The following is a 17684-nucleotide window of genomic DNA, read 5'->3' as shown; positions in this document are numbered from 1 at the left end:
CAATGTTCGATGATAAATGCAAAGAATATAGTAGAGGCAGAGCATATCTGTAAAAGTTATGTAGGCGTACAGGCACTGAATGATGTGAGCATTACCATTAAAGAGGGAGAGATTAAATGTCTCGCAGGGGAAAACGGATGTGGAAAATCCACATTTGTAAAAATTATTGCAGGGGTAGAAGAGTGTACATCAGGAACCATCCGGATAAATGGGAAAGATTGTACGAAACATTCTGCAAAACAGGCCATTGATGAAGGAATTCAGGTTATTTTCCAGGACTTGTCCCTGTTTCAGGAAATGTCTGTTGCAGATAATATCGCAATAAACAAACTCATCAAGGAAGGAAAACCGCTGACAAATAAAAAAGAGATCCGTAAAATCGCAGAAGATGCATTGAAACTGATTGGAGTAGATATCCCGCTGGACGCAAGTATTCAGGAATTATCGATTGCAAACCGTCAGTTGATTGCAATCTGCAGAGCACTGGCACTGGATGCAAAGCTTCTGTTTATGGACGAACCTACGACGGCATTAACGAAAAATGAAGTAGACAGTCTGCTTGATATTGTCATGGGATTAAAGAAGAGAAATATAGCGGTAGTATTTATCAGTCACAAACTGGATGAAGTTATGAGAATTGCAGACAGTATTACAGTAATCCGAGACGGACAAAAAATAGGTGATTTCGCGGCAGCGGATATGGATGCACAAAAACTTGCATTTTATATGACGGGAAGAGAAGTAGCATATCAGCAATATGAGAGAAAACAGGAAGATCATACTAAATTGCTGGAAGTAAAAAATCTCAGTAAGGCAGGAAATTATAAGAATGTAAGTCTGGATGTGAGAAAGGGAGATATTTTAGGGCTGACAGGTCTTCTTGGAGCAGGACGTACAGAATTGGCACTTTCAATCTTTGGCTTAAATAAACCGGACAGCGGAGAGATTTGTATGGAAGGAAAACCGGTGAAGATTTCCTGTCCGCAGGATGCAATTGATCTTGGAATCGGACTGGTTCCGGAAGAACGTGCAATACAGGGACTGTTTCTGCAGAAGAGTATCAATGAAAATGTAGCAGCAGCAATTCTGAAAAGATTAACAGGATTCTTAGGAAATATAGATCAAAATAAATCACGCAAATTAGCGAAAGATGCGATAGAGCAGTTTCGTATAAAGGTATATAACGAAGAAACACTGATCAATACATTATCCGGTGGAAATCAGCAAAAAGCACTGATTGCCAGATGGGCAGCTTCTCATCCGAAATTATTTATTCTGGATACACCGACTGTTGGTATTGATATTGGATCCAAATCAGAAATTTATGAATATATTCAGAAATTTGCCGAGGCCGGAATTGGTGTCATTATTATTTCGGATGAAGTGGAAGAAATCGTCAGCAACTGTAACAGAGTGGTGGTTATGTTTGACGGTGAAGTAGTGAAAGAATATTCTGAAGAAGAAATGCAGGCTCCGGATATCAGAGAGCAGATTAATGCGCTGGTAGAATCCGGAAAAAAAGCAGGTAAGGAGGCGCAATCATGAAAGGATTAAAAAAAATTGACAAAACACAGCGCTTTCTGATTGCAATTATTGTTGTGTACTGCATCATTGTTGCAATGAGAAATCCGGCATTTTTAAGTCTGACTACATTATTTAATATGGTCAGATCTGCTGCAGGAACGACCATACTTGCAATGGGAGTTCTGGTGGTTATGATTTCAGGCGGAATTGATGTATCCTTTCCGGCAGTTGCAATATTCGGGGGATATGCATCCTTAAGAATTTGCATGTGGTGTAATATAAAAAGTCTGTTTCTGGCATTTTTGATTTCAATTGCAATCGGTATTCTTCTGGGACTGATCAACGCAGTATTAATTAATATTCTGAAACTGGAACCGTTTATTATCACTCTGGCAACTGCAAGTGTATTCTTTGGAGTTATGACGATTCTGATCGGAACCAAGAATGTCGGAGCCAGTGATCTTCCGGAACAATTCCGTGCATTGAGTTCAGCCAAGATATTTACCACAGTAAACCAGTATGGCGGCAAAATCGGATTATCGGTATTTATTATACCGGTAGTATTATGTGTACTGCTTACCTACATTATTTTACATAAAACATTGATCGGAAAAGGTATTTTCGCTCTGGGATGTAATAATGAAGCGGCAAGAAGAGCTGGTTTTAATGTAACTTTACTGAGACTGTTTATTTACGGTTATGCGGGATTCCTGGGAGGAATCATGGGAATCATCTATATTGCCGGTACGAATTCTGTCAATCCGGTATCTCTGGTCGGAACGGAAATGTCCGTGATTGCCTGCGTGGTAATTGGCGGTGCGAAGCCGAGTGGAGGTTACGGAAAAATATTTGGAACATTGTTGGGAGTGATCCTGTATTTTCTGTTTAATCAGACCCTGGTTTATCTGGGACTGTCTGCTGCATGGCAGGACTTTTTCATGGGAATTGTCTTGCTGATCAGTATTATGTCCACATCTTATCAGAACAGAGTACAGAATCGAAAGAACTTTATTTACACAGAATAGCACAGGAGGAAGAAAATATGAAGAAGTTAAAGGAGTATCTCAACAGGGATATATCAATGGCCATTTTGTTTATCTTTTTCCTGGGAATCTGCGTAATCATGCTTGCCAGTTTTGGAACCAGTATGTTTAACGGACAGACTCTTTCCAGCATGGCGTTTCAGCTTTCAGAAGTAGCGGTACTTGCTTTTGGAATGGCGCTGTGTATGCTTCAGGGAGGTATTGACCTGTCCATCGTGGCAAATGCCAATTTATCCAGTCTTCTGGCGGCAATGGTTCTGACAGGAAAATTTTTCGACATTCAGAAGGCGGGAAATGTGGTAACGATTCTGGTTGCAATAATTGTGACGGTGATCGTCAGCAGTTTGTGTGGTCTGATGAATGGACTTATCATATCTAAGTTTTCGGTATCCCCAATTGTGGCCACGTTGTCTACAATGACACTGTTTTCCGGACTTGCAATGGGAATCACAGGTGGCAACAGTATTGGAGGTTATCCGGAATCGTTTTTGAAATTCGGATCTGGTTCTGTTGCCGGTATCCCAATCGTATTTATCACAGCTGTCGTCGTATTTATTGTTCTGATTCTGGCACTGGATCGAACAAAATTAGGTCATGAGATTCACTATATCGGAGAAAATCATACAGCATCCAGATTCGCCGGCATTGATAATGAAAGAGTAATTATGAGAATATATACCATATCCGGTCTGATGGCGGGTATTGCATCTTTAATGATCATGGCAAGGGCGAACTCTGCCAGATGCGGATACGGTGACAGTTATCAGCTGCAGGTTATTATGATATCGGTTCTCGGCGGAATCAGTCCTTCAGGTGGAAAAGGAAGACTGTACGGTGTCTTTATTGCAACATTCTGTATGCAGTTAATGCAGACGGCATTTACATTATGGCAGTTTTCACCGTATTCGAAGAAACTGATCTGGGGAATGATGCTTCTGGTTATTATGTTGATCAATATGATGCAGGCAAAGATCAGCAGAAATGCAAAGATTCGAGAAATGAATGCAAAGAGGCTGGAAAATGCAAAATAATAAGCGTTTGTTTTTTGTGACAAATACAAAAATGTCAAAAGGAATAAAAGAAAGTATTCAGTATTTTGAAGAATTGAATCAGAAAGTCGCAGATCTTGGCGGTATGCAGGTGGAGATTGCAGTTATGCTTCCATATGCAGCGTTGTATGCTGTAAAAAGCAGTGAGAAAAAAAGAGGCATTCTTTTGGGAGCCCAAAATGTATGTGGGGGACGTGAAATCGGTTATACCGGGGAAATCTCAATAGAAATGTTAAAAGAACTGGAAGTCGACTGTGTGATGGCAGGACATTCGGACCGGCGCTGCAAGATGAATGAGAGTAATGAAGAAATCAGAAAGAAGGTGTTGCTGGCAACAGAACAGGATATTTGTGTCTATCTGTGTATAGGGGAAACAGAGCAGCAAAAGCAGCAGGGGATTACAGAAGAAGTATTAAAAATTCAGTTAAAGAAATGTCTCCAGGGGGTATCAACAGAGAAATTACATCTGCTCCGGATTTTATATGAACCGGTATGGGCAATTGGGGTATCGGGAGCCGTAGTTTCACCTCAGTATGCAGAAAAAAGTCATGAGATCATACGGAACTGCCTGGCAGAATTATATGGCCAGGACAGGGCGGACAGCATACCGATTATTTATGGTGGAAGTGTGGATAAAGAAAATGCTCTGCCACTCATAGAGCAGCAGCAGATAGATGGACTTGGAATCGGAAGAAATGCGTGGGATGCAGAAGGATTCAACAGAATCATTCGCAAAGTGATATTTGAACAGAAAAGAGGAAAAAGCGATGCAGAGAATATTGAATAATCCTGATAATATTACAGATGAAATGCTGGAAGGTTTTATGCGAGTGCATGCAGATATTGTGGAGCCGACGGATAATCCAAGAGCAATTCGGGCAAAAACGTCCACAAAAGGACGAGTTGGAGTGGTGACGGGAGGCGGTTCCGGACATAAACCTGCATTTATCGGTTTCTGTGGAGAAGGAATGTGTGATGCAGTGGCAGTCGGAGAGATCTGCTCATCACCTACAGCAAAAGCTTTTCTTGATGCATTCACAGCCGCAGATGGCGGAAAAGGTGTTGCGTGTCTGTATGGTAATTATTCCGGTGATAACATGAATGTAAAAATGGCTGTCAAGATGGCAAAAAAAATGGGTCTGACGGTAAAAACAGTATGCTGTAATGATGATGTAGCAAGCGCACCACTTGCAGAGCGTGAAAAGAGACGTGGAATTGCAGGTGAAATCATTATGTATAAATGTGGTGGAGCTATGGCGTCTACAGGCGCAGATTTGGATGAAGTGATTCGTGTGGCACAAAAAGCAGTAGATCATTCCAGAAGTGCAGGGGTTGGGTTGACACCTTGTACACTGCCGGCAGTTGGGCATCCGAATTTTGAAATTAAAGAAGGAACTATGGAAGTGGGGGTTGGTCCTCACGGCGAACCAGGAATGGAAGTATGCAAACTGGAAAGTGCAGCCGGAATTGCGAAGCGGCTTACGGATATTATTCTTCCGGATTATCCTTTTGAAGAAGGTGATGAGGTAAGTGTACTGATTAATGGTATGGGAGCAACACCGTTGAATGAGCAGTATGTATTATATAATGAGGTGGCAAAGATACTTGATGCAAAAAAAATACATATTTATAAATCATATGTAGGAAATTACCTTACCTCGATGGATATGATGGGAGCATCCCTTACCATAACAAAATTGGACGACGAATTAAAGAAAATGCTGGATATGCCAGCGTATACGATGGGATTTCATGAGAGATAAAAGGAGCGCAGAAAAATGGTAGTAAAGAACGCAAAAGGCCGTCCGATTTTGCTGAATATGGTACAGGCCATTCATGAAAATAAACAGTATCTGGGTGATATCGATGGCCTGATCGGTGACGGAGACCATGGAATGAATATGAACAAAGGATTTGTTACCTATGGGGAACGTTTGGGAGAAGATGAAACCACATTTACAGACGGATTGAATGACCTTGGAATGGTTCTGCTGAATGAGATCGGCGGATCTATGGGACCGATCTATGGAACCATTTTCATGGACATGGCAGATTCTGCTGAAGAGGAAGAAGACATTACCCTGGAAGTATTTGCAAAAATGCTGGAAGCAGGACTGGAAGGACTGTATGGTATCGTGGATGCAAGACCTGGCGATAAGACACTGGTAGATACCTTAAATCCATGCGTGGAGTGCATGAAGAAAGCCGCAGCAGAAGGAAAAGACTTTGCACAGGCACTGGATGAAATGAAGGACTGCGCAGAGACGGGAAAAGAGTCTACAAAAGACATGGTTGCAAAGTATGGCCGTTCCAGCAGACTGGGTGAACGTTCCAGAGGTGTTCTGGATGCCGGAGCAACATCCTGCTGTATCATGCTGAAGGCAATGGCAGATGGTATGAAATCCGTATTAGAATAAGGAATCCGGGGGTGTCAAAATGAAAATTGCAATAGGCTGTGACCCGAATGCACAGAAAGAAAAAGAAGAATTGATGGACTACATAAAAGCAAAAGGATACGGAGAAGTTTCAGACTTTGGAAGTGAAGATCCGATATATGCCAATGTTGCCATAAAAGTCGGAGAAGCCGTAGCAGCCGGTGAATATGACCGCGGTATCCTGATCTGCGGAACCGGAATCGGAATGTCCATCGCGGCAAATAAAGTGAAAGGTGCCTATGCGGCACTGGTAACAGATTATTACTCTGCCCAGAGAGCAAGACTGAGTAATGACGCTAACATCATCTGCATGGGTGCATTTACAACAGGATGCAAGGAAAGAGAATTTCTGACAACCGAATTCCTTACAAATGAATTCGTAAAAGGCTGCGGTTCACAGCCCAAGGTAGATGCATTTGTAAAATATGATCAGGAAAGATAAAGAAGAATCCTCCGCTGGTCTGATGCAATATCAGATCAGCGGGGGATTTTAATATGCAATCCTGCTGGAGGCTATATCAGATGGGGGAAAAAGAATACGAAAAAATGAAGGAAGAACTTCGCAAAGAGTATAATTTGATGTAAGACAGTTCCAGTCTTTACAGACAGTGAATAATAAGGTCCATTGTTCGCAGGATAAAATCGTCCATCAAAAGAACATGTTAGAACAGGATAGTCGCAAATAATAGCGTCTATCCTGTTTTTAATTACATAAATTCGTCTTGCAGTGAACCAAGTGTTTCACGCAGAGTAGAAATAAATAATTGTGCAATTTTGGGAAGATAGGAATCTTTTTTATAAACGGCAGCCAATGGCCAGTGAAAATCCGGGTCATCCATCATGAAAAAAGTAACTTTTCCTGGGTGGCTGCATACCTTTGCACCTTCTGCCGGAACAAAAGTGCAGGAAACGTTCCGGGCTGTAAGATTAATTGCAGTAGTCAGATTACCGGTATCCATTAATATTTCTGGTTCCAGTTGATTTCTTCCAAGAAAATAGTTGATTTCATGAGTCAGATTCTGTCCTGGTTTCGTGATAATCAGTGGAAGCTGATTCAGAACGTTTAATGGTGCTACAGGATAAGAACCATGGTATGGACAATTTTGAAGTAATTCCTGAATGACAGGATGCGTGGTTGGAGCAGCAAGAAGGATGGGTTCTTCAATAATTCGCTCACAGGTGAGTTTTCCGTAGTTCAGGTTGTGAGGAAGATTCATAATTGCCAGGTCAATGTTATCGTGAAGGAGAGCCGATTCCAGCTGATTAGAGCGACCCTCAAATAACTCTACTTCTATTTCAGGATAAGTTTTATGGAAGCAGGGAAAGACTTCAGGAAGCAGGCAGGCACCGCGCCACAGGGCAATACCCAGACGAAGGCGTCCGCTTACGTCATTTTTGATATCCTGAAATTCTTTTAGCAATTCTTTATCCATTTTCTGGAGCTGTAATACATGATGGTAGTAACGTTCTCCTGTATAAGTAAGACGAAGAGGTGAGGAGCCGTGATCAAACAGTTCCACACCAAGATTGTTTTCCAGTCGTTTCAGATACTGGCTGAGAGATGGTTGAGAAATATACAGTTTTTCAGCGGCCTTTGTCAGACTTCCACATTGAACAATGCTAATAAAATACTCATAATTTCCAGGTATCATAGTCTTGAGCTCCCTTACAGTATAATATAAAAGTTATAATATATATAATAACATTGGAATTGGACTTTCACAATAAAATTGCATAAAATAAAGACAGGAAATGAGAAAGATGCATAAATAATATAGGCACAATTAATAAAAATTGTATATAGTGTTGATAAAAATATAACAATACAAAAAATAATGATAAAAATAAACAATAAAAAGGAAAAGGAAGAAAGGAGAAAAAATATATGTTTGACCTAATAATCCGGGGCGGGATTCTCCTGGATCCAAGAAGTGGATTGAAACAGACAGGTGATCTGGCGGTCAATGGACGTCATATTGCGGCGGTTGGTGATCTCACAGATCAGGATTCTGTCAGATCAATAGATGCCAGAGGATGTTATGTTACACCGGGGCTGGTTGATTTTCATGCACATGCTGCTTATGGAATCAGTGATTTTTCGTTACCGGCGGATTTGGTCCAGATTCCGAACGGGGTAACATCCATGGTAGATGCAGGATCTACAGGAGCTGCCGATTTTGAGGCATTTTACCGCCATAATGTGGTAAATAGTATTATGACAATTAAGAGTTTTCTTAATGTTGCAACAATAGGTCAGCTTACACATCAGATAAATGAAAATCCGGATCCGGCAATGTTTGATACAGAAAGAATCGAAATGCTTGTTGAGAAGTATAAGAATCAAATTATTGGTTTGAAGCTCAGGCAGAGTAAAAATATTGTAGGAGATCTTGGACTGAAACCATTGGAAGGATCTGTGGCGTTGGGTGAAAGGCTGGGCTTGAGACTTTCTGTACATATTACAGATTCGCCGGGGGAGGTAAGTGAAACATTAGATCGCCTGAGACCGGGAGATATTTTCTGCCATATGTATCATCAGAAGGGAAATACCATTCTGGATGATAATGACAGGGTACTTCCGGAGGTATGGGAGGCAAGAAAAAAAGGCGTACTGTTTGAACTTGGGCATGGGGCATTTAATTTTTCCGGTAAAATAGCAAAAGCAGCAATTGATCAGGGATTTTTGCCGGATATCATCAGTTCTGATTTAAGTATGCTGTCAGCGTTCAAGGCGCCAACTTATTCTTTTACATACATACTTTCCGAATTATTGAATCTGGGAATGTCATTTGAAGATATTCTGAAGCGATGCACAGATGTTCCTGCCAGATTAATGGGGATTGATCATGATGGTTTTCTGAAAGCAGGCAGACTGGCTGATATTGCAATTTTACGTATTGTGGAACATCCGGTTCATTACCATGACAGATATGACAATTTGTATGAAGGCAAACATCTGATCAAGGTAGAATCTACAATAAAAGAAGGAGCTCAGTTATACAGGGCGTATGACTTTTTATAAAAATTTAAAAGGAGAGATTACTATGAAAAACACAAAAAGAATCGTCGCAACTATGCTTACTGCAGGAGCAGTACTTTCTATGGCATCTATGTCTGCAATGGCAGCAGATAAAACATTCCAGCTAGGACATGTGAATACAAGTTCAGATGATGATCAGTATCAGTACTATGCAGTAACATTTGCAAACAAACTGGAAGAACTGTCAGGTGGAAGTATTGGTATTGATATTGTAACAGACTCTGTTCTTGGGGGAGAACGGGACATGTTTGAAGGCATGCAGATGGGTACTGTAGATATGGCTCTCATTACAAATTTCAGCCTTGGGTCCTTTGATCCGGAATGGCAGGTATTTGATCTTCCATATATGTTCATGGATCGTGAGGAAGCATATTCTATTTTAGATGATGAAGAGATCACAGGACCAATGCAGGAAAATCTTTATAATATGGGTGTAAAATCACTGGGCTTTGGCGATGGAGGATTTCGTCATGTGATTTGCAATGGAAAACCGATTAACAGTGCAGATGATCTGTCTGGCATGAAGATTCGTCTTCCAGAGACGGCTATTTATGTAGATGCATTTAAGGCAATGGGTGCAAATCCAACCACACTGGCATTCAGTGAAACCTTTACAGCAGTTCAGCAGGGAACAGTAGATGGACTGGAACTTCCGATTTCTTCTATTCATTCTACGGGTTATGCAGATATCTGTGAATATATGTCACTGACCGGACACTTTTATTCTCCGTTCCAGATTCAGATAGCAGCGTCCATATGGGATACTCTGAGTGAGGAAGAACAGGGATGGATGCTGGAAGCAGCAAAAGCAGCAACAGATGCGGAACGTGAATTTGTACAGGATAAGGAACAAGAATTTATTGATGAGATGGCGGCAAATGGACTGGCTGTAAATGAAGTAGAAGATAAAGAATCTTTGGCTGAGGCAGCTTCTACCATTTATGATGACTATGCAGGTGAAATTGGGCAGGATCTTCTTGATACTGTAAAAGCAAAGCTTGGTCGATAGGACGTGGGTATAATAACAGATTATTTCCGGCAGGTACAAGTTACCTGTCGGAAATAAAATTAAGGACAGAATATTTGACAGGAGAAGGCAAAATGCTTAGAAAAGTAGATGATTTTTTTAATAAAGCATATATGGGCGTCTCTGTAATTCTTCTGATTGTAGTAATTGTTGCCACAACCATTCAGGTATTTACCCGTTATATCATGAATGCTTCTTTATCAGGAACAGATGAAGTCGCAAGATTTGCATTTGTATGGATGAGTATGCTGGGAGCAAGTATCTGCGTCAGAACTTACGGACACGCAGTGGTATCTATTTTAAATGATTCTTTAAAATCTAAAATAAAACTACAAAAAAGCCATGATCTGATAATTCAGATACTGATTTTTATCGGGGCATTCGTGATTCTGAAATACGGATTTAATCTGGTACAGATGACCGCAAAACAGCGAAGTGCAGGGCTTGGCATTCCAATGTCTTATACTTATGCCTGTATTCCTGTTGGAGCTCTTGGTATGGTAATTAATGCAATAGCAAACATTGTGGATGACATAAAAATGATCAAAGGAGGAACAGACAAATGACCGGTATGACCTACGCAATAATTATATTTGCCCTTCTTTTCTTTTTGATTTTTTTCGGAGTACCAATTGCTTATAGCATTGAACTTTCTGTAGTGGGATTTTTGCTGATAACCGGTTTGAAGCCAATGATTATTATTCCACAGAAAATGGAAATAGGTATGGATACTTTTGTATATCTGGCAATTCCACTTTTTACTTTTGCCGGGTATCTGATGGAACAGGGCGGCCTGTCAGAGCGTCTGGTAGACTGTGTGGAAAAGTTGTTCGGATGGATTCCGGGAAGTATGGGAACCATCACAATTATCTGTTGTCTGTTTTTTGCAGCATTGACAGGTTCCGGACCGGCTACAGTTGCCGCAATTGGTGCACTGATGATCCCGACTATGACCAGCAACGGATATACTAAGACAGAGGCAGCAGGGCTTCTGGCTGCTGGTGGGGCACTGGGACCAATCGTTCCCCCAAGTATAGCCATGATTGTATATGCAACTACCATGGGACTGTCTGTGCCGACAATGTTTATGGCAGCTATGGTGCCTGGAATTGTGTTAGGCTTACTTTTCATCATTACGAATACGATTCTTTTTGTGAGAAAAGGCATAAAGCCAGAACATAAACATTATACAGCAAAAGAACTGCTTCATTCTGTCTGGAGAGCACTCGGAGTTATTTTTCTTCCGGTACTTGTACTTGGTGGTATCTATGGGGGAATCTTTACACCTACAGAGGCAGCTACAGTAGCAGCGGTATATGCGTTGATTCTTGGCCTGGCTTATCGACAGCTTACAGTGGAGAAACTTATAAATGCTATGAAGAAAACAGTGACAACATCTGCAATGGTAGTATTTATTGTTGGAGCATCTAATGCATTTGGCACGATTCTTGCAGCAGCCAATATTCCAAAAACAATTGCAAATGCGTTACTGCCATATCTGAGTAATAAAGTCGTATATCTGCTTCTTCTGGTTGTACTGTTATTACTGGTTGGATGCGTTATGGAGACAGTATCATCTATTGTTATTCTTGCTCCAATTCTGATTCCGATTGGAATTGAACTGGGACTGGATGGTATGCATCTTGGAATCCTGTTCAGCGTAACATTGATTGTTGGATTTATTACACCACCGTTCGGATTAAATCTGTTTACGTCTGCCGCTACATCGGAAGTGAGTTTTGCAGAGGTAGTAAAAGGGGTGGCACCATATCTGATTGCATCGTTGATTTTTGTGTTGATGATTGCATTTATACCGCAGATTTCATTAACATTACCGGCATTGCTTGGAATGTAAAGATACAGGATTGATTTGGAGGATATAAAGAATGAAAGCAGTAGTAGTAGATAAAGATTACGGAAGCGTAACATCAGAAGAACTGGAAACCGTAAAAAAAGCTTATGCGAAAGCGGGAATTGATTTAGAACTTCAACATTTTACCACCGAAGATGAAATTATTGCAGGTTGTCAGGATGCAATGGCAATTCTTGGAACAGGTAATCCGCCTGTGACTAGAAGAGTGATTGAGTCATTGCCTGATTTAAAATTTGTGCAGCGTTTTGGTGTAGGAGTGAATTCTATTGATCTGGATGCAGCAGCAGAACATGGAGTAATTGTATTGAACCTTCCGGGATTCTGTGCAAAGGAATTGGCAGATCTGGCATGTGCCATGATTATGGGGCTGATCCGAAATACCAATTATTATGACAAAGAGATTCGAAAAGGCAACTGGCCAAAATGTCAGTATCTGCTTCCGCCAGATGTACGGGAACTGACACTTGGATTATATGGATTTGGGGCTGCCGGAAGATATCTGCACGATATTTTCCATGGAGGATTTGGAACAAAAGTGATCTCCTGTGATCCGTACGTATCAGATGTTGTCAAAGCACAGTATCCACATGTTGAATTTGTTACTTTTGAAGAAATGGTTGAAAAAAGTGATATTATTTCCGTTCATGTTAATCTGACTCCGGAGACTACACATGTTTTTAATAAAGAAACGTTCCGAAAGATGAAAAATACTGCCATGATCATCAACACTTCCCGTGGACCGGTGATCAATCAGAAAGATCTGGCATGGGCACTTGAAAACGGCGAAATTTTGTATGCCGGACTGGATACCGTAGAAAAAGAGCCGATTGAAAAAGACGATCCATTATTACTGATGGATAACGTTATTCTTGGCCCTCACAGCGGCTCTTACGGTGTCGGAGCGAAGAAGACTCAGATTAGTATGGTTTGCAACCTGGTACCAGACGCAGTAATAAAAGGTGTAATACCTGGGAAAAATGTAGCAGATCGTAGTGTAATAGAAAAAGAAACTGGATACCAGTTTGTATAATTAGGAGGAAAAATAAATGTCAGTAGGATGTAAAATAAGAAAAGATTTTGAACGTCCGGCAAAAGAGCTGGTAGCACGTTTCAAAGATATGCCTGTGGCAAACATTGATGATAATATGGGAAGAATTGCGGCAGTAGACAAAGCAATTGAACCGATCGGAAAAGGTCAGCTCCTAGGAACTGCATTTACTGTACGTGTACCACAGGGAGACAATCTGATGTTCCATGCAGCAATGGATCTGGCAAAACCGGGAGATGTGATCGTCATTGATGCCGGAGGATTTGATGATCGTGCGATTTTTGGTGAACTAATGGCCACTTATTGTAAAACAAGAGGAATCAAAGGAATTGTGTGTGACGGAGCTATTCGTGACAGAGGCGGTCTTGCAGCAATGGAAGATTTCCCGGTATATGCACGTTCTGCTACGCCAAATGGTCCATATAAGAATGGACCTGGAGAAATAAATGTTCCAGTAGTAATTGGTGGAAAGGTGGTAAATCCTGGGGACATTATTGTGGGAGATGATGATGGTGTGATTATCATTAGTCCGGCAATTGCAGAAGAAATTGCGGATGCGACTCTGGCAGTAGAGAAAAAAGAGGCGGATATCATGAAACATATTCTGGAAGATGGAACTTATATTCGTCCATGGGTAGATGAGAAGTTAAAAGAAATCGGATGTGAAATCGTATAAAAACAATACATCTTTCAACAATCTCCTTTTCAAGAATCGGGATAAGTGTAAAGCATAGCACTTATTCCGATTTTTCAACAGTTACCAGATGAAATATAATAGAAGTTGAATAACATGATACGATGAGAGAGAATGTCATGAGAGAAATGATTAGTTTGCAGCTTGCCATGTGTCTGATGATTCTGGCAGGTGTTGTACTGAAAAAAACAGGAATATTTGGAAAAACGGGACAGAAGAATATGACGGATCTTGTGATTGATTTCATATTGCCGTGCAGTATTGTGAAGTCTTTTATGATTGAGTTCTCTATAAAAACATTGATGCAGTTTGGTGAAATTTTATTGATATCGCTGTTGATCCAGACAGGATGTGAAGTATTGGGAAAGGTGCTGTATGGCAAAAAGGAGACACCTAAAGGTAACTGCCTTCGTTATGGTATTATTTGTTCTAACGCTGGCTTTCTGGGAAATGCGATTGCAGAGGGAGTGTATGGAAGTGCGGGACTGGCACTTGCATCCGTATATTTAATTCCGCAGAGAATTGTGATGTGGTCCGCAGGTCTTGCTATTTTTTCAGGAGAGACAGATAAGAAAAAAGTTATAAAGAAAGTAGCAACTCATCCGTGCATTATTGCCTGTATAGTTGGAATTTTTTTCATGCTCACCCAAGTGACTCTGCCAGATTTTATAATGAAAGCACTGTCTTCTTTTTCTGGATGCCTGACACCTGCTTCTATGATGGTAATCGGAATGATCCTGGCGGAAATTAATCCGAAGGAATTAGTGAATAAAGAGGTAATATATTACACGGTGATTCGTCTGCTTATAATACCGGCACTGGTGTGGATTCCGTGTCTGTTATTTTGCGTTGATGCACTTGTAACAGGAATATCGGTATTACTGGCAGCTATGCCGGCAGGTGCAACTACCAGCATGCTGGCATCAAAATATGATTCTGATGAAAAATTTGCGACGGAAATGATTATATTTTCAACATTATGCTCCGTTATAACGACGATGATATGGAGTATGATTTTGTGAAAAGAATCATTTATCAGTCAATCAAATCATTCTGAAACCTGGACAGGTGCTCATAAGGAAGAATCAGACGTCCACGGAACAGTCCGCATCCATCGTTGATCAGGCTGTTGTTGATGGCAGCGAACATATTCACATCCAGTTCGGACAGATCTAATTGAAGCAGACGCATGCCTCTGGCGTAGGCTTCGTCAAAATAGACGTTTTCTCCCCGCGGGATCAGATCTCGCTTGGAGCGCTCATTTTCCTGATGTTTTTCATAATTCAGATGATTGGCAGAACCGATCTCGGCAATATCATCCATGGTCTTGGTACGAAGCTGCATCTCCATATAAGACCTTGAACTGTTATCGTAAAAGGTGATATGCAGGGAACGGTAGCCATAGATATTCTGATCGCAGATATAGTCCCGGTAATATGGTTTCACATCATCATTCATCAGTGGTGAAGTGCTGTACTTTACACCATTTGCCGGTTCGGTGGTAAATCCGCGTTCTTCCAGAAATTCAGGTAGGACATTGGCAATCCGATACAGATATTTCAATTCTTCCGTTTCCCGGTCCTGTCCCGGTTTCAGATGGCATTTGGGAATAGAGATTACGATGCGGTAGGCAATCAGATCCCGAAAACAGTTCAGCCTGTTTTTTAAGTCAGCCACAGGTGGATAAGTACCATGCTCACTGTAATAATCAGAAATATACTCCACAATGTAACCATTGAATTTTTCCTCAGCACGGATCAGTGATTTAATACGCCCCTTGAACGTGAAAGCCAGAAAGGGGTATTCTTTTGCCATATATTTATAAAATTCCCGGATCTGCTGGGACTGTGCGGTCAGGAAATCGTTGTGTTCCAGCAGTTCCTTAATCTGCAGAAGAAAATTACTGTGGATCAGGTCAATTTCATTGTGCGTGCGCCGGGCATCCCCGCGCAGGTCAGAGATGTATTTTTGCAGGATTTTCAGAACGGTATCGCCGGAATATAAATAATCATTTAATGTAATCATAATAATATTCTCCTGTATGCGGACAAATGTCTTTCATGTTGTTTATCATATCACAATTTTATGTGCATTTCATCCATGATTTCAAAAGCAATCAGAAGTTCCAGGCGGACTTTATGATCATCCAGCTTAAATCCTGATATTTGCAGAATGCGTTTTAATAAAAGTTAGCAAGAATTCTCCTTCCTCTACAGGTGGGAGATGAATTGCAGAAAAAGAAAACAGAACACTTGTTCTGCAATGCGAAGTGTGGTATACTATAATCAGTCGAAAGGATAGAAAGGACTGATTATATAGATAAAATGGATCATAATGCACATTCAGTATATTTGATGTATTACCATCTGATCATGGTAGTGAAATATCGAAGAAAAGTAATAGATGATCCGATTTCAGAACGTGCAAAAGAGATCTTGGAACGTATTGCACCTGATTATGGAATCACACTGGAAGAATGGAATCATGATGTTGATCATGTGCATGTTATGTTTCGGGCACAGCCAAAATCAGAACTCAGTAAATTTATCAATGCGTATAAAAGTGCAAGCAGCCGTTTGTTAAAAAAGGAATATCCACAGATCAGGGAAAGACTTTGGAAGGAAGCATTCTGGAGTCAAAGTTTCTGCCTGTTGACAGCGGGTGGTGCACCGATTGATATTATCCGTAATTATATCGAGACGCAGGGAGAGAAAAAAAGATGAATATAGCTTACCGTTTTCGTATATATCCAAACAGAGAACAGGAAGTTCTGCTTGCAAAAACATTTGGCTGCTGTCGTTTTTTATATAATCAGATGTTGAATGATAAGATACGGGAATATGAAGCAACGAAAAAAATGCTGCGAAATACACCGGCGATGTATAAAAAAGCATATCCATTTTTGAAAGAAGTGGATTCCCTGGCACTTGCAAATGAGCAGATGCATCTGGAAAAGGCATATAAGAATTTTTTCAGGGATCCAAAGATTGGCTTTCCAAAATTCAAATCAAAACACAGGAGCCGAAAAAGCTATACGACAAATGTGGTCAATGGAAATATTCAGGTAGAAGATCATCGGATAAAACTACCGAAGTTGAAATGGATCCGTATGAAAAAACATCGTGATATTCCAGAAAAATATTTCCTGAAATCTGTAACAATAAGTATGGAACCATCCGGAAAGTATTATGCAAGTCTATTATATGAAAAATCTGACTGTGAAAACCAAGCAGAAGAATTTGATTATGAAGACGCAAAGATACTTGGAATTGATTATGCAATGCATGGAATGGCTGTGTTTTCTGAAGATATACAGAAGGAAAATGAAGGATACTTCAGAAAAAGTGAGGAGCGGCTGGCAAGGGAACAAAGAAAGTTATCCCATTGCGTGAAAGGAAGTAATAATTATTACCGACAGAAAAAACGTGTTGCATTATGTCATGAAAAAATCCGAAACCAGAGGAAAGATTTCTTACATAAGCTGAGTCATGAAATGGCAGAGGCATATGATGTTGTTGCAGTAGAAGATATTGATATGAAAGCAATGAGCCAGTGTATGCATTTTGGAAAAAGTGTCATGGATAACGGTTACGGAAAGTTTCGGGAATTGTTGGAATATAAGCTGACATGGAGAGGAAAGAAATTGGTACGTGTAGACCGTTTTTTCCCTTCCAGTAAAAAATGCTGTAAATGTGGCAGTGTAAAGAAAGAACTGAAACTTTCGGACAGAGTATATCTTTGTACATGTGGAAATCGGATAGATCGGGATCTGAATGCAGCAATCAATATACGTGAAGAAGCACGGCGCATGTTGTTAGCAGGATAAATGGGAAGTGTCTGTATCCAGACAATGAAAATATCCCATAACTGGGTAAAAACGAATCGCGGGGCACGCGAGGATAGCTTGTAGATACTTGGCTCAGTAGAGCCATTGAGCAAGAAGCCCCCACT

18 protein-coding genes are annotated in these 17684 nt (G+C 40.7%); 16 read left to right on the top strand and 2 right to left on the bottom strand.

The window, feature by feature from the left end:
• Window positions 1-9: 9 nt before the first annotated feature.
• From H8716_RS08970 to H8716_RS08940, 7 genes are read left to right on the top strand one after another with little or no spacing between them, the layout of a single operon-like run.
• The gene (locus H8716_RS08970) at window positions 10-1545 is read left to right on the top strand and encodes a sugar ABC transporter ATP-binding protein (RefSeq protein WP_117449975.1); all 1536 of its coding nucleotides are present in this window, start codon (window positions 10-12) and stop codon (window positions 1543-1545) included.
• Complete coding sequence (locus H8716_RS08965; protein WP_249308270.1) at window positions 1542-2549, top strand: ABC transporter permease; 1008 nt, start codon at window positions 1542-1544, stop codon at window positions 2547-2549. Before H8716_RS08970 ends, H8716_RS08965 begins: the two co-directional genes overlap by 4 nt.
• Before the next feature lie 17 nt (window positions 2550-2566).
• Window positions 2567-3598 carry an ABC transporter permease gene (locus H8716_RS08960; protein ID WP_249308268.1) on the top strand — a complete coding sequence of 344 codons (1032 nt, stop codon included), beginning with the start codon at window positions 2567-2569 and terminating at the stop codon, window positions 3596-3598.
• Window positions 3588-4403, top strand: a complete 816-nt coding sequence (locus H8716_RS08955; protein ID WP_249308266.1) for a triose-phosphate isomerase family protein — start codon at window positions 3588-3590, stop codon at window positions 4401-4403. The genes H8716_RS08960 and H8716_RS08955 overlap by 11 nt, the downstream gene beginning before the upstream one ends.
• Entirely contained in the window at window positions 4384-5379 is a 996-nt protein-coding gene (locus tag H8716_RS08950; RefSeq protein ID WP_249308264.1) for a dihydroxyacetone kinase subunit DhaK, read from the top strand. Before H8716_RS08955 ends, H8716_RS08950 begins: the two co-directional genes overlap by 20 nt.
• Window positions 5380-5394: 15 nt before the next feature.
• A complete protein-coding gene (dhaL, locus tag H8716_RS08945; protein ID WP_117448253.1) occupies window positions 5395-6033 on the top strand; it encodes a dihydroxyacetone kinase subunit DhaL in 639 nt (212 codons plus the stop codon).
• A 19-nt stretch (window positions 6034-6052) separates the two neighbouring features.
• Window positions 6053-6493, top strand: a complete 441-nt coding sequence (locus H8716_RS08940) for an RpiB/LacA/LacB family sugar-phosphate isomerase (RefSeq protein ID WP_249308262.1) — start codon at window positions 6053-6055, stop codon at window positions 6491-6493.
• A gap of 265 nt (window positions 6494-6758) precedes the next feature.
• Here H8716_RS08940 and H8716_RS08935 read toward each other — a convergent pair whose 3' ends face one another.
• Window positions 6759-7703: a LysR family transcriptional regulator gene (locus tag H8716_RS08935; RefSeq protein WP_249308260.1), complete on the bottom strand. Its 945-nt coding sequence runs from the start codon at window positions 7701-7703 to the stop codon at window positions 6759-6761.
• A gap of 233 nt (window positions 7704-7936) precedes the next feature.
• Between H8716_RS08935 and H8716_RS08930 the strand changes: the two genes are divergently transcribed.
• The 7 genes from H8716_RS08930 (at window position 7937) to H8716_RS08900 (ending at window position 14755) form a co-directional block, all read left to right on the top strand.
• Window positions 7937-9073, top strand: coding sequence for an amidohydrolase family protein (locus tag H8716_RS08930; protein ID WP_249308258.1), 1137 nt, complete (start codon window positions 7937-7939; stop codon window positions 9071-9073).
• A 22-nt stretch (window positions 9074-9095) separates the two neighbouring features.
• The gene (gene dctP / locus H8716_RS08925) at window positions 9096-10100 is read left to right on the top strand and encodes a TRAP transporter substrate-binding protein DctP (protein ID WP_249308256.1); all 1005 of its coding nucleotides are present in this window, start codon (window positions 9096-9098) and stop codon (window positions 10098-10100) included.
• Between the two features lie 92 nt (window positions 10101-10192).
• The gene (locus H8716_RS08920) at window positions 10193-10684 is read left to right on the top strand and encodes a TRAP transporter small permease (protein ID WP_249308255.1); all 492 of its coding nucleotides are present in this window, start codon (window positions 10193-10195) and stop codon (window positions 10682-10684) included.
• On the top strand, window positions 10681-11973 hold the full coding sequence (locus H8716_RS08915) for a TRAP transporter large permease (protein WP_249308253.1): 1293 nt from the start codon (window positions 10681-10683) through the stop codon (window positions 11971-11973). The genes H8716_RS08920 and H8716_RS08915 overlap by 4 nt, the downstream gene beginning before the upstream one ends.
• Window positions 11974-12004: 31 nt before the next feature.
• On the top strand, window positions 12005-13021 hold the full coding sequence (locus tag H8716_RS08910; RefSeq protein WP_249308251.1) for a C-terminal binding protein: 1017 nt from the start codon (window positions 12005-12007) through the stop codon (window positions 13019-13021).
• Between the two features lie 16 nt (window positions 13022-13037).
• Entirely contained in the window at window positions 13038-13715 is a 678-nt protein-coding gene (locus H8716_RS08905) for an RraA family protein (RefSeq protein ID WP_249308249.1), read from the top strand.
• 137 nt (window positions 13716-13852) lie between these two features.
• Window positions 13853-14755, top strand: a complete 903-nt coding sequence (locus tag H8716_RS08900; RefSeq protein ID WP_249308248.1) for an AEC family transporter — start codon at window positions 13853-13855, stop codon at window positions 14753-14755.
• 13 nt (window positions 14756-14768) lie between these two features.
• Here the strand turns inward: H8716_RS08900 and H8716_RS08895 are convergent, their stop codons facing one another.
• A complete protein-coding gene (locus tag H8716_RS08895; protein WP_249308245.1) occupies window positions 14769-15758 on the bottom strand; it encodes a nucleotidyltransferase family protein in 990 nt (329 codons plus the stop codon).
• A gap of 299 nt (window positions 15759-16057) precedes the next feature.
• On the opposite strand from H8716_RS08895, the gene tnpA reads away from it, so the two are divergent.
• Together tnpA and H8716_RS08885 are read left to right on the top strand one after the other, a co-directional pair.
• Window positions 16058-16456, top strand: coding sequence for an IS200/IS605 family transposase (gene tnpA, locus H8716_RS08890; RefSeq protein ID WP_249308243.1), 399 nt, complete (start codon window positions 16058-16060; stop codon window positions 16454-16456).
• A complete protein-coding gene (locus H8716_RS08885; protein WP_249308241.1) occupies window positions 16453-17559 on the top strand; it encodes an RNA-guided endonuclease TnpB family protein in 1107 nt (368 codons plus the stop codon). The genes tnpA and H8716_RS08885 overlap by 4 nt, the downstream gene beginning before the upstream one ends.
• Window positions 17560-17684 lie beyond the last annotated feature (125 nt).

Origin of the sequence: Jingyaoa shaoxingensis (assembly GCF_014385005.1) — a bacterium.
In the GTDB taxonomy this organism is placed as follows: domain Bacteria; phylum Bacillota; class Clostridia; order Lachnospirales; family Lachnospiraceae; genus Marvinbryantia; species Marvinbryantia shaoxingensis.
The sequence above is the reverse complement of the archived record's forward strand: the minus strand, read 5'-3'. Positions and strand labels throughout refer to the sequence as shown.